Genomic DNA, 13,116 nt, shown 5'->3' on the forward strand with positions numbered 1-13,116 from the left:
GCGTCAGGTCAGACGCCACCCTTTACCGGACAAATATCTGCGCAGTGGTAATCGCCATATCCCCACCCGGCAATTTGATGTTGCCGATCTGCTTCATGCTCTCGGGATCAAAGATCGCCACATCATTAAACGTCCCCGCCAGATAGATCTTGCTGCCGTCCTTGTTGAAGGAAATGCAGTAGTAAGAATGATCCAGTGTCGCCGCCTGCAGCATTTTCTTCTCCTTGATGTCGTACTTCGCCAGGCGGTTGAGCACGCCGAACATCAGGTTCGGATCCTTGGGCGAGCGCATGCCACTGAAGTAGATTTCCGTCAGGGGACCAAAGTCGGTGGTTTCGGTCTTGCCGGTTTTCAGGTCGATGCTGAACAGTCCGTAGAGGTATTCAGCGGTGGCCGGATCCTGTTTCTTGTCCTTGAATTTCGCGGCGGTGTAGAGCAGCGAAAAGTCATGGCGATAGGTCTGCTGGTTCCACACGTAAAGCACGTCCGGCGCACTGTAGTTCGCCCGCTTCCAGTGGCGACTGGGGATCAGCACGTCGAACTTGCCGGTCTTCACATCGACCTTGTAGACATCCGCCCCCGCCACGTACAGCGTGCCGTCGTCACCGCTCTGCATGATCGTCAGCTGCCGCGGCGCCGGGAAACTGCGCACGGGTTTGGCGTCCATACCGGCGTCGGTCGCGTACACATCGAGCCGGGGTTGCTGCACTTCATACCGGTCGTTGAGCATCAACGTCGGGTTGGCGATGGCGAACAGTTCCTTGCCGTCGTGGCTGAGGGTGAAGGCGAACATCGACTTGGCTTTCTCCCCCGGTTTCTGGGTGATGCTGGCGTGGAACACCTGCTTGCAGCTGTCGAGCTCGACGCCATAGACATCGGCGTAGTGGTTGTTCAGTACGTAAGCGGTCTTGCGATCCGGCGACATCTGGACGCTGCCGGGACCGAAGGCATCCGGCATCTTGCAGGTCTTGAACACCGTGTCGGTGGCCAGGTCGATCACGTGCAAGTTATTCGGGTAATTGGTGGTCACCATGTACTCGTGACCGTCTTGCAGAGCAGTGTTTTCATCGGCCAGAACAGTGAGCGAACAGACGCTCAGGACGGCGAATGCGGCCAGGCCGCAGGCTTTGATGCTGTGCATGCTGGAATCCTTCTTCTCTGTCCGATCACTTGTCTTTAGGGAAGACAGTGCCAAGGTTGCGCCAGTTGTCGTTGGACGCCTGGGCATCCTTGTTCCAGTCCGGGTAGGTGCTCATCATGTCGGGCACCTGGGCTGGCCACCAGCACGGGTCGGAGCAGCCATACAAGTCGGCTTCCATCGGCTGGCACAGCGACGACACCCCACCAAACGCATCGATCTCCCAACCCGGGTCGGTGGTCGAGGCGCAGCCTGCAACCGAGCTCATCGCCACCACTTCTTCGATACGGTTTTCGGCCGCGGCCTCATCCAGTTTCAGCGCTTTATTATTGATTGCCTTGAGATGTTTCATATCAGTGAGCCTTGCGCGGAGTGATGTAGCTGCTGATAAACGCAGGGTTGTGGGCCATGATCCGGGTGTAGACCTCGATGCCGAAGTCGACCCAGTCACGCATCAGTTCGCAGTAGTGATAGGTCGGGTGGGTCGGATCGCCGTAACGGGCATAGCTCTCGTGGTAGCAGCCGCCGGAGCACAGATTGCGGATCTGGCAGTCCTCGCAACCGGTGTTGGTGCGGTCGAGGCGCTGGGACAGGAAGTCGTTCAACTCCACCTGCTTCACCCCGCTGTGGACGTTGCCGAAAGTTGGTAACGATGAGCCGGTAAAGCGGTGGCACAGGTTCAATTCGCCCTTGTGATCCACTGCCAGCATCTTCAGGCCAGCGCCACAGGGCAGGGCTTTTTTGTGGCCTTCGTGGATGTCGGTAATCAACTGGTGCAGGTTGGAGAAACCGATGTTGCGGTGCTCCAGCGCCGCTTCCAGATACCGCCGACCGAGCTTCTTCATGTTGGCGAAGACTTCTATCAACTCGTCGCTGGACAGGTTGAACGTGCTGATGTCGCCGGAGGTCACCGGGGCAAACCCTACTTCGGCAAAACCCAGTTCGTTGAACAGGTGATCCCAGATGGTTTCGACGTCGGTGACGCCGGTAGTCAGCGTGACCCGAGCGCCCACCGGACGGCTGTTGTAGCGCGACAGCAGCATCTCGGCCTTGCGCCGCACCACGTCATACGTGCCCTGCCCGCCCACGGTGATGCGGTTGCGGTCATGCACGGTTTTCGGTCCGTCGATACTCACCGAGAGCCCGAAACGGTGGGCATTGAGGTAGTCCACGGTCTCTTCGGTGAGCAGCGTGGCATTGGTGGTCATGACGAACTCGACGAACTTGCCGGCCTCGCGGAAACGCTTCTCGCAATAATCGACCATGTACTCGATGAGCTTGCGGTTGCTCAACGGTTCGCCGCCGAAAAACACCACGGTGAAACGCTCTTCATCCGGCGATTCGCGCAGCAGCATTTCCACCGAGGCCACCGCCGTTTCGACGTCCATCTTCTTGCCGGCCGACGGTTTGTCGAGGTCTTCCTTGTAGCAGTAGGTGCAGCTCAGATTGCAGCCGGTGTTGACGTTGAGCACCACGGTGTTGATCGCGGTGCGCTCAACCCGTTTGGTACCGATGTCGGGGGTCAGCGGCGAGCCGTCGCTGACCAGTTCCAGGGACATCAGCTCACGCAGGGTCTCGGTGATTTCCTCACCGTTGAAACGCGAAGCCAAACGCTGGATCAGGTCGTCCGACGAACAGCCAGGACCGCGCAACGTGTCGATGATGGTGCCCGTCAGCTCATCGCTGGCGAACAGCGAACTGCTGGGAATGTGGAACAGCATGCGGTCGGCATCGACGTGCACTTCGTGCAGGTTCCGCTCAACCAGATTCAAAATAGCGCCCATTGCAACCTCCTGTGCAAACCCCGTCTTACGGGGCCTGCGGTCATTCCGAAAAAGTGTCTGAAGCCTATGGTTTCAGCCAACTCATGGAATGGGTGGATTGTTCCAGCGTTGCACGGTGACGATCATGTGGCCTTCGCCGGACAGGGATTTCCCTGCGTCGTCGACCGCGGCGATCACCTTCAGGTTGCCGGCATTGTTGGTGGACATTTTGCGTTGCGGATTCGGCCCGGCATCGCCCGGTGTGAACACGCCGCTGTCGGCCTGCATGGTGCCGGCGAACTTGACGTCTTCGTCTTCCTTGGCGCGATCGTCGAAGGCTTCGACGGACCATTGCGCCGGGAACACGCCGATGCGATACGGCTTGCCGTCCGCGCCCTTGCCCCAGGCTTCGGCATCGAAACGGCCCTGGACTTTCGGCGTCGAACCACCGCCGTCACCGACGCGGGCCACCGAAAACTCGGGCACGACTTTGACTTCGGCGATTTTGCTGTAGACCGACAGGGTCGGGCCCTTCAGCGTGCCGACGGTGACGTTGCGCAGACCCGGTTGGGCATTGGCGGCGGCCTTGAGTTTGACGCGCATGCGCTCTTGGCTTTGCTCCAGGACTTCGACCACTTCCACACCTTTGCCAAAGTTCGGTTTCCCGGTGAGACCGCTGCCGATCAGGGTGACTTCAGTCTCGGCGCCCGCCTTCAGGTAACCCGGTTGAACCGCCAGCAAACGACTGCTGCCCTGTTTGGCGGCGACGAAGTCCAGCCCGCGCTCGTCGTGCTCGGCTTCGAACATCCGGCCTTGCATCGAGCTGCCTTGGGCAGCGAAGACCTGGCGCATGGTCACGCCGTCGATGGTCACGTTGCCTCGCCATTCGTAACCGGTGTAGAGAATCGCGCTGCCGTCGCCATTGAACGGGCTGCCATCGGCGTATTGGCCTTTGACGCTGACCTTGAAGGTGTCGCTGCCATCGGCCGTGACGCTCATCACGCCAGCCAGCTCGCCTTTACCCGGCAAGTGGCCGCTGAAGCTCCAGTCGCCCACCAGCGCGTCGGCTTTCGGCGCGCTGCTCAGCCATTTTTTCCAGGCCGGGTTGTCCAGCGGATAACGCTTGGCCAACAGCGGCACCATCTCTTTACGGGCCAGGTCAAACCAGTCGCGGTCGCGGGACAGGGCCTGGTATTCCAGGGACGGCCATTGGCCGAGGTGGAAGTTCACCAAGCGTTCCCATTCCTGGGCCGGACGCCGTTGCAGGGCGACCCGCGCACCGGAGTGGCAGCGCCCGCACATCTGGCTGGTCTGGTCGTCGAACTTCTCGACGGTATTGAGTCGACGCTCCAGCGCATACCGCACGCCATCGGTCTCGCTCGGCGCCAGGCCTTGGGTGTCGGCGAGGTATTTGACCAGGGTGCGGCGGTCGTCATCGCTGATCTGCAAACCGTGCATGACCTGCATGCGGGCGATGCTCATCAGCCAGCCTTCCGGGGTTTTGCGCTGGTGGCTGATGCGGCTCAGGGCGTTATCGGCTTCGGGGGTGTGACAGCCCTGGCAGGTTTCCTTGAGGATGGTCTGGGCGTCGCGGGCTGCCACGCTGTCGGGCGAATGCAGCGCCACACACGCGGCCACGGCCAGCAGACTGGCGCTCAGGCCTGATCGGAGTCTTCTCTTCATCAACGTCGAACCTCGCACGGTGCTTTCTTATTTTTGTGGCTTATCGTTTTTATGGTTTCTGCCGTCGGCGGCGCACCGCTGACGGAGGCAAGAGAAACGTCTGCGATGAGCAATACACGGAGCGTGCCAGCTTACCGATAGCCTTTTTTATCAAGCAGTTACGTGAAGACAACGCCTTCGAATCGCGCCTGTACCGGTCCGCCGGCGTCTAATATCGCGACAGGTGTTGCAACGTGAGACAAGCATAGATGCCCGGCCGGAACAGTTCATCGCCCGACGATTGACGACCGTTGCAGGCGGGTGCGAAATGGTGGTTCACCGATTGCCAGTCAGGGGATAACACAATGGCAAGCATCACTGTCCTGGCGGGGGACTTTCTGCAGGGTGATGGAGAGTACAGAGACGGCGTTTTTACCCTTAGAACGTCGCTTCACCCATGGCCCGGCATCACCCTCCCGCTCGCATCGTTCAAGCGCGTGGAAGTCGCTAACCAGGAATCGATCAACAACATCAAGGACGCCATCGGCTTCGGCGTGGCGGGCGCAATGTTTCTGGGCCCTATCGGCGCGATTGCGGGATTCATGTTGGCCGGCAAGGAAACCGAGGTCACCTTCCTGGCGACGCTGAACGATGACAAGAAGCTGTTGGCCGCCGTAGATGGCGACACGTTCGAGGAGATTTCGCGGAAGATCCATTCCTGATCCGCCGTCACCCCGCAGCACGTGCGTGTTGCGGGGGACATCCGTTCAACTGGCTAGTGTCGAGGAAGTGCTTTTATGAGCCTCGATTTTTTGCTGAATATCCGCCACAAGTACAGCAATGTCATGGGGACTGTTCAAGTTCCATACGGGGACGTTAGTGGCGATCAGATCCACTTTTCCTGTCATGCAGTCACAGACCCGAATCGTAAGAGACTGGTCTGCCTCCATGATGCACGTGCACACGGCGGGCAGCATTTTGTGTTCAATGATGCTTTGAATTTCCAGGGTTGAAAGGAACATCACGACCTCCCTTACGCCAGATGTGTGGACGGATGAACGGTCCATCACTTCATCCACTGAGCCAGAAAATTCTAGCCCCCCATAGTGGGTGTCTCAAGGTCGCAACCGGTTGCTCGTCGTCTCATGTTTGTCGCAAATTGCAACAGCCACACTGAGTCCGCGGTTTCCTTGATTGCGCCAAAACCCCGCCGACCAAGGGTGGTCCGGCTTTTCCCGGCACTTGGCACAGCCATTGCGAAAGCTTCGTTCTCACGAACAACAAGAGGCCTCGCCATGACGCTCCCATATTTGCTTCCCGCCACTTCCGCGTTCATCCAACGCGCCCCGCGCATGCTGATCGGCGGCGACTGGGTCGAGGCCGCCGACGGCCAGACCATGCCGCTGCACAATCCAGCCACCGGCGAAGTGCTGTGCGTGGTGCCACGGGCCACGCCCGAGGATGTCGACCGCGCCGTGCTTGCCGCTCGTCAGGCCTTCGATGATTCGGCCTGGACCCGCACTCGCCCACGGGAGCGGCAGAACCTGTTGTGGAAACTTGCCGATCTGATGGAACGCGACGCCGAACTGCTGGCGCAACTGGAATGCCTGAACAACGGCAAAAGTGCGGCGGTGGCCCAGGTGATGGACGTGCAGCTGTCCATCGATTTCCTGCGTTACATGGCGGGCTGGGCGACCAAGATCGAAGGTTCCAGCGTTGAAGTGTCGTTGCCGCTGATGCCCAACGATCAGTTCCACAGCTTCATCCGCCGCGAAGCGGTAGGCGTGGTCGGCGCCATCGTCGCCTGGAACTTCCCGCTGCTGCTGGCCTGCTGGAAACTCGGCCCGGCCCTGGCCACCGGTTGCACCGTGGTGCTCAAACCCGCTGACGAAACCCCGCTGACCGCCCTGAAACTCGCCGAACTGGTGCTGGAAGCCGGTTATACCGAGGGGGTGTTCAACGTGGTCACCGGGACCGGTATAACCGCAGGCTCGGCGCTGACCCACAACCCGCTGGTGGACAAGCTGACCTTCACCGGCTCCACCGCCGTGGGCAAGCAAATCGGCAAGATCGCCATGGAGTCCATGACCCGGGTGACCCTGGAACTGGGCGGCAAATCGCCGACCATCGTCATGGCCGATGCGGACCTGAAAACCGCCGCAGCCGGTGCCGCCAGCGCGATCTTCTTCAATCAGGGCCAGGTGTGCTGCGCCGGTTCCAGGCTGTATGTGCAGCGCAAGCATTTCGACAATGTGGTGGCGGACATCGCCGACATTGCCAACGCCATGAAGCTCGGTAACGGGCTGGACCCGAGTGTCGAGATGGGGCCGCTGATCTCGGCGCGTCAGCAGGCGCGGGTTTACGGCTACATCGAAAAGGGCCGGGAAAGTGGCGCGACCATCGCCTGCGGTGGCGAGCAGTTCGGTCCGGGGTTCTTCGTCAAGCCGACGGTGATTGTCGATGTCGGTCAGAAGCACTCGCTGGTGCAGGAGGAGATCTTCGGCCCGGTGCTGGTGGCGATTCCATTCGATGATGAGGCCGATGCCTTGCGCATGGCCAATGACAGTCCTTACGGGCTGGGTGCGAGTATCTGGTCGAACGATCTGGCGGCGGTGCACCGGATGATTCCGCGGATCAAGTCGGGGTCGGTGTGGGTCAATTGCCACAGCGCGCTCGATCCGGCGCTGCCGTTTGGCGGGTACAAGATGTCCGGGGTTGGGCGGGAGATGGGGTATGCGGCGATTGAGCATTACACCGAGTTGAAGTCGGTGTTGATCAAGTTGTAATTGCGCCGTTCTTCAGGCCGCCTTCGCGAGCAAGCCCGCTCCCACAGGGGAACGCATTCCAATGTGGGAGCGGGCTTGCTCGCGAAGACGCCAGACCAGTCACCCAAAGCTCAGGGCTTAAACCCCTGACTTAACAACCACCCCCGAACCACCCGCCCCTGCTCCACCGTCAACCCGGCCAATGCCTGCTCGGCTGATTCGGTCCGTAACCGCCGCACCAACGGCGCCAATTCAACCCCTTGCACATGCCAGATCCCCAACGGCTGATCCGCCGTGATCACCACCTCTGCCTCATCCACAAACCCGTCTTTCAACACCGGTGCCCGCTCAATCCTCAACGCCGCAAAATCCGCCTCGGCATGGGCCACTTCAGCATCCGGCCACTGCCGCCGCGCCTGCCAGAACGGCAGCTCCTGCCACCTTTGCTCATCGGCATAAAAATCCCGGCCGATCCGCGCGAAGCGCAAAAACAGCTGCTCCACCCGCTGCCGATGAAAGCGCTGGGCCAGCGCCGCCCGTTCCGGTTTGCGCAACAACGTGTTGATCACCGTGGGCGCCTGCAACGCTGAAGACAAGGACTGGAAAATGCCATTGCCCGACAGTGGGTCCACCGCCATCGCGGCATCGCCGACCCGGATCCAGTGATCACCGCATACCTGCGGGCTCAAGATCGCCGTGCTGCTGCGCGCATGCAGCTGTAGATCGATCTCAGCCCCGGCACCGAAAAACTCACGCGCCAATGCCGAGCCCTGGCGTCGTGCGCGACAGTAATCCAGCAACTTTGCCTTGCACGGCAACTCGGCACTGGCCACGTCCACCGTCCACTGCCAATAACACTGACCGTCGGCCCGTCGCGCCATCCAGGCCCAGCCGTCCTCAAGGCTTTCCACCGCACTGACGGTGCTGCCCGGCGTGCCTTGCCAGCGATTGAGCAGACTGACCGTCTCGGGCCCACGCAGGCCTTTGCCAAGCGCGGGTGCCTGACGTCCACGGGCTTCTACGAGAAAATCCACGTTCAGCGCTTCGTGCCCTTCAATCTCGACCCGATGTCCGGTCGCCGAGGTCTGAACGCTCAGCACCCGGCCTTCGATCAACTCGACGCCCGCCAGACGCAGGTCCTCGCGCAAGCCTCGGTCGAAGCTCGGACGGTCCAACAGAAATTCGATGTTTTGCGCATGCTGCTGACCGTTCCACGACACCTGCCGCTGGGAAGGCAACGCCGCATCTGCCAACGCCTGATGCAGACCCACACCGCGCAACGCCTCCAGTACCCGAACAGAAACACCTTCCAACGCCGCAAACCGGCGCCACTCGCTGACCAGCGTCACCGCATAGCCGAGCCGTCGCAATCCCAGGGCGACCGCCGCCCCGGCGGGACCGGCGCCAAGAATCAGAATCATGGTCCGAAGCGCCGTTCAGGGCCGCGATAACGGGCGTGCTCGCGCAGCCATTCGATGACGTGTTCGTTGCTCGCGTCGGGATGCGCAACCAGGAAACCCGCAATGTGCCCGCTCAACGCCGCGCACCCGAGACTCGCACCCGATTGCCCCGGATAGGTCCCGTGCACGCACGCCGCGAAATCGGCCTGGGCACTGTTGAGCCACGACCATTCATGTTCGGCGCAGCGGGCATCGCCAGTGACTCGCAGCACCTGTGGATAATTCGCCGGGAACACGCCCTCGCCCTGCGCCGGGCTGGAGGCACACAACAAAATGCCGCGTGCCACCGCTGCTGCGCAGGCTTCGCGCAACAGGCTTCGATCCTGACGCAAGCCGAGACTCAAATTGATCAGCCGAACGTCCTGTGCCACCAGCCAGTCAATCGCGGTGGCAATCTGCAAGGCGCTGGTGACGCCACGCTGGTCAAATACCTGCCCTACGCAAAACACCGCCGCAGGCGCCCGTCGTCCGATCGCTTCGATCACCGCGCTGCCATGGCCCAGCGGATCGTCACGCAACTCGCTTTCGGCCAGTCCATCCTCCAGCAGTGAAAACCGCCGTCCGGCAATCACCTGCACCCGTTGCGCCGCCGAATGGCCGCTGTCCACCACGCCAATCCGTATCTCAGGCTTCATGCAGCACCGTTTTTGAAGTGAGCACGCCGTCGAGCAATTCAAAGCGCAAATCGGCATCGGCCAACGTCGAAGGGCGATGGCTGATCAGAATTCGCGTACGCCCGGCAAACAGCCGGTCGATGGCCTCGATGACTTCGCGCTCGGTGGCTTCGTCCACCGCTGAGGTCGCTTCGTCCAGCACCAGAATCAGCGGGTCCTGCAACAGCGCGCGGGCGATGGCGATGCGTTGTTTCTGCCCACCGGAAAGCTGCTGGCCGCGCTCGCCCAGCGGACTGTCGAGACCTTCGGGAAGCGACTCGATCAGACTGTCGAGTTGCGCCAGCCGGCCGACTTCGGCAATCGCTTCGCGGCTGGCGTCCGGCACCGCGTAAGCGAGGTTGTCCGCGAGGCTGCCGCGAAACAGCACGATGTCCTGACTGACCACAGCGATCCGTCGACGCAGCTGGAACAGGTCCAGTTCTCGTAAATCGACGTCCCCCAGCAGCACGCGACCGGACTGTGGATCGTGATGCCGTTGCAGCAGATCGATAAGCGTTGATTTACCGACCCCGGAGCCGCCGCTCAGGGCGACTTTCAAGCCATAGGGAATTCGCGCTTCGATGCCGCGCAAAGTGGTTGAACGACCGGGATGGCTGAAGTGCACGTCGTCGAAACGCAGCTCACCGGAGGTCGGTATCGGTTGGGGTTCAACCGGTGTGAGAACGGTCGGTTCTTCACCGCGCAATTCCATCACCCGACCGAGGCTGACGGTCATCCGCTGAATCGCCACATAGAGCCCGAGCAAACTCTGAACTGGCCCGACCGCCATGCCCAGGTAAGTGGAAAACGCGATCAACGCACCCAGTTGCCAGGTCCCCTGCACTACCCAATAACCGCCAATCAAAAACGCGCAGGCCCGGGACAATGACGTCAGCGTGCCGGGCACCGCCTGAGTGAAAAACTCGGTGACTTGCAGGCGCAGTAACTGGCTCATGTAGCCTTGACCGAGCGTCTCCAGCCGTCGCGATTCACGCTGTTGCTGGCCGGCAGACTGGATGAATTTCATCACCGGCAAGGTCTCGACCATGAACGACGACATGTCCGCAGAACGCTCGCGCAACTGCCGCACATCGCGCTCGACCTTGCGCCGCATCCAGCGCAGCCAGAGCACGTCGAGGGGAATCAGCACCAATGCCAGCAACGAAAGTTTCCACGACAGGGTCAGCAGCATCGCCACCGCAACCACCAGGCCAATGACGCTGGATACTGCAGAGAACAGCGAATCCACAGCAAAGCGCTGGATCTCCGCGACATCGCCATCGAGGCGCGACATCAGATCACCGATGCGCCGCTGTCCGTAGAAACTCGGCGACAGGGTTTGCAGATGCCGATAAAGGTCATCGCGCAGGCTAAACAGAATCCGTCCGGACAGTCGTGTGTGCAGGTAGCGATTGATCCCCGACAGCGCCGTGCCGAGCAGCCCGGCGAGAATCATTAACCCGGCAATCAGCACCAGCATCGGAAAGTTTTTCGCCAACAAGCCATCGTCGATCAGCAGCTTGGTCAACCACGGTTGCACCAGCACCAGCGACGAAGCGCAGGCCGACAAACCAAGCAGCCCGGCAATCGCCAATCGATGCGGGCGCACAAAGCTGTAGAGCCAACGCAATGCCGCTTGCAGGGCTTCGGGGTTCTGGCTGTCGATCAGCCGAACGATCAAGCGCTGCATCACGAGCGCAACTGTTTGAGCTTGCGATACAGGGTCGCGCGGCTGATACCCAAGGCGTCAGCGGCGGCCGAGACGTTGCCCTGATGGCTGTCCAGGGACTGGCGAATCAGCTCCAGTTCGTTTTCACGAATGCTGCCCGACGCCGGTCGTTCAGTGGCGGTCAGTTCGTCGAGCATGCTGTCGGGCAAGTGGTCGAGGGTGAGCACCGTGTCGCCGGGTTCGCGCATGGCCAGCGCGGTGCGCAGGACCATTTCCAGTTGGCGGATGTTGCCCGGCCAGTGATAGCCGTCGAGCAAGCGACTCAAGTCGTCATGCAGGACCATCGCCGAGGCATCAAGTCTGGTCAGCAGACGAGCGACCAAAGCGCTGAAATCCTCGCGCTCGCGCAGGGCCGGGAGCATCACGCTGATACCGTTGACCCGGTAAAACAGGTCTTCGCGGAAGTGCTTTTCTTCGACCAGGCGCTTGAGGTCGCGGTGGGTCGCGCAGATCAGCGCGACGTCGATGTCTTGTTCCTCACCGGCACCCAGCGGCGCTACTTTACGGTCCTGCAATACCCGCAGCAGACGCGCCTGCAAGGCCAGCGGCATGTCGCCGATTTCATCGAGGAATAACGTGCCACCGTGGGCCTGTTGCAGCCGTCCGATCATGCCGCCACGACGGGACCCGGTGAAGGCGCCTTCACGGTAGCCGAACAGCTCCGACTCGATCAGGCCTTCAGGAATCGCAGCACAATTCACCGCGACGAAAGGCTTGTCACAGCGGGTTCCGGCCATGTGCAGGGCGCGGGCGATGACTTCTTTGCCGGTGCCGGTTTCACCGAGCAGCAACACTGGCAATTCATTGGCCAGCCCTTGGCGGGCCATGCGCAAGGCCCGGGCGTAACGGACATTGCTGCCGGCCAGGGATTCAAGATCTGGTTGCGGTTTGGCGGTTTTCGCCGGGCTGCGTGGCGGCGTGCTGACATTGATGGAACGTTGCGGCGCACGCAGGGTTTTGTAGAAGAATTCGCCTTTGGCGGTCTGCAAACTGCCGACGCCGCCCTGATGCAGACGCGACAACAATTGCAGGCCATCGACCCCCAGGAACTCTTCGCAACGGCGACCGACCAGCGCCGAACGCTCGGCACGCAGCAACTGACAGGCCTGGGCGCTGACCGCGAGGATCTGTCCGCCCAGGCTCACTGCCAACAGGCCCTGCCACGGGGATTCGAGGTACTGCCGACGGCTGTGGAAGGCGAGGACGATTTCGTCTGGATAGCTTGCGTTGAACACGCGGCTTTCGATCTGGCTGACGGCCATGGCCAGCAACGCGGTGCTGTCATGAACCCGGCCGAGCGGGCCTTCGCGAGTCAGGTCGAGGACGCCGAGAATGTCGCCTTGGGGGCAATGGATCGGCACCGACGTGCAGGAGAAATCGCTAAGACGGTCGAGGTAATGTTCGCCGCAATCGATCATCGTCGGCCGGGCTTCGACCAGTGCGGTGCCCAGTGCGTTGGTGCCGCGAGCGGCTTCGCTCCAGCAGGCGCCGAGGGTGATGTCTTGCAGGCCGCTGCCCTTGAGGCGATCGGCCCGACCTTCGACGGCAAGGATGGTCGCGTCGGAATTGGCCAGGATAATCAGGCCTTCCTTGCCTTGGCGTTCGGCGAGGTAGTCGATGGCCGGCAATGCGGCGTCGATCAGCAGACGATTGCTCGCCAACAGCACGTCGAGGCTGGCGCTCGATTCCAGCGCCAGCTCGTGCTTGGCGTTGAAATGTACGCCATGGCTGAGACTGCGCCGCCACGACGCATCGATTTCGGCCCGCAGCACGCCATCGGGGACTTCGCCCTCGAGATGGAGCTTTTCCCGGGCGAGCCGGGCTTCGCGGTGAAGCTTGGGAGGAGTTGTTTTTATTAGCGTCATCAAGCGCTCCGGATCGGTCCGCTTTGCGCTTATTCAAGTTCAGCGCCCTGCCGCAATCTTTACGTTAACGTCAGGGCGATG

The 13,116-nt window shown here is 61.3% G+C and carries 11 protein-coding genes; 2 read left to right on the forward strand and 9 right to left on the reverse strand.

What is annotated here, in order from left to right:
- Window positions 1–22 precede the first annotated feature (22 nt).
- From peaD to peaA, 4 genes are all read right to left on the reverse strand, one after another.
- Window positions 23–1,141 (reverse strand): quinohemoprotein amine dehydrogenase subunit beta, encoded by a 1,119-nt coding sequence (peaD, locus tag ACA072_RS19740; protein WP_497620015.1) that lies wholly within the window; start codon window positions 1,139–1,141, stop codon window positions 23–25.
- A 25-nt stretch (window positions 1,142–1,166) separates the two neighbouring features.
- Entirely contained in the window at window positions 1,167–1,490 is a 324-nt protein-coding gene (gene qhpC / locus ACA072_RS19745) for a quinohemoprotein amine dehydrogenase subunit gamma (RefSeq protein ID WP_008027961.1), read from the reverse strand.
- A gap of 1 nt (window position 1,491) precedes the next feature.
- Window positions 1,492–2,922 carry a quinohemoprotein amine dehydrogenase maturation protein gene (gene peaB / locus ACA072_RS19750; protein ID WP_131059818.1) on the reverse strand — a complete coding sequence of 477 codons (1,431 nt, stop codon included), beginning with the start codon at window positions 2,920–2,922 and terminating at the stop codon, window positions 1,492–1,494.
- Between the two features lie 81 nt (window positions 2,923–3,003).
- On the reverse strand, window positions 3,004–4,584 hold the full coding sequence (peaA, locus tag ACA072_RS19755) for a quinohemoprotein amine dehydrogenase subunit alpha (protein WP_497620017.1): 1,581 nt from the start codon (window positions 4,582–4,584) through the stop codon (window positions 3,004–3,006).
- 344 nt (window positions 4,585–4,928) lie between these two features.
- Between peaA and ACA072_RS19760 the strand changes: the two genes are divergently transcribed.
- On the forward strand, window positions 4,929–5,285 hold the full coding sequence (locus ACA072_RS19760; protein WP_497620019.1) for a hypothetical protein: 357 nt from the start codon (window positions 4,929–4,931) through the stop codon (window positions 5,283–5,285).
- A 45-nt stretch (window positions 5,286–5,330) separates the two neighbouring features.
- Here the strand turns inward: ACA072_RS19760 and ACA072_RS19765 are convergent, their stop codons facing one another.
- Entirely contained in the window at window positions 5,331–5,585 is a 255-nt protein-coding gene (locus ACA072_RS19765; RefSeq protein ID WP_497620021.1) for a DUF1652 domain-containing protein, read from the reverse strand.
- Window positions 5,586–5,858: 273 nt separating this feature from the next.
- Between ACA072_RS19765 and ACA072_RS19770 the strand changes: the two genes are divergently transcribed.
- Window positions 5,859–7,349 carry an aldehyde dehydrogenase family protein gene (locus tag ACA072_RS19770; protein WP_497620023.1) on the forward strand — a complete coding sequence of 497 codons (1,491 nt, stop codon included), beginning with the start codon at window positions 5,859–5,861 and terminating at the stop codon, window positions 7,347–7,349.
- A gap of 110 nt (window positions 7,350–7,459) precedes the next feature.
- On the opposite strand, the gene qhpG is transcribed toward ACA072_RS19770, so the two are convergent.
- From qhpG to ACA072_RS19790, 4 genes are read right to left on the reverse strand one after another with little or no spacing between them, the layout of a single operon-like run.
- On the reverse strand, window positions 7,460–8,749 hold the full coding sequence (gene qhpG, locus ACA072_RS19775; protein ID WP_497620024.1) for a flavin-dependent monooxygenase QhpG: 1,290 nt from the start codon (window positions 8,747–8,749) through the stop codon (window positions 7,460–7,462).
- On the reverse strand, window positions 8,746–9,423 hold the full coding sequence (qhpE, locus tag ACA072_RS19780) for a subtilisin-like serine protease QhpE (RefSeq protein ID WP_497620026.1): 678 nt from the start codon (window positions 9,421–9,423) through the stop codon (window positions 8,746–8,748). The genes qhpG and qhpE overlap by 4 nt, the downstream gene beginning before the upstream one ends.
- Window positions 9,413–11,131, reverse strand: coding sequence for an ABC transporter ATP-binding protein (locus ACA072_RS19785; protein ID WP_497620028.1), 1,719 nt, complete (start codon window positions 11,129–11,131; stop codon window positions 9,413–9,415). The genes qhpE and ACA072_RS19785 overlap by 11 nt, the downstream gene beginning before the upstream one ends.
- A complete protein-coding gene (locus ACA072_RS19790) occupies window positions 11,131–13,035 on the reverse strand; it encodes a sigma-54-dependent Fis family transcriptional regulator (protein ID WP_497620030.1) in 1,905 nt (634 codons plus the stop codon). Before ACA072_RS19790 ends, ACA072_RS19785 begins: the two co-directional genes overlap by 1 nt.
- Window positions 13,036–13,116: the final 81 nt, after the last annotated feature.

The organism is Pseudomonas sp. LBUM1656, from assembly GCF_059716065.1.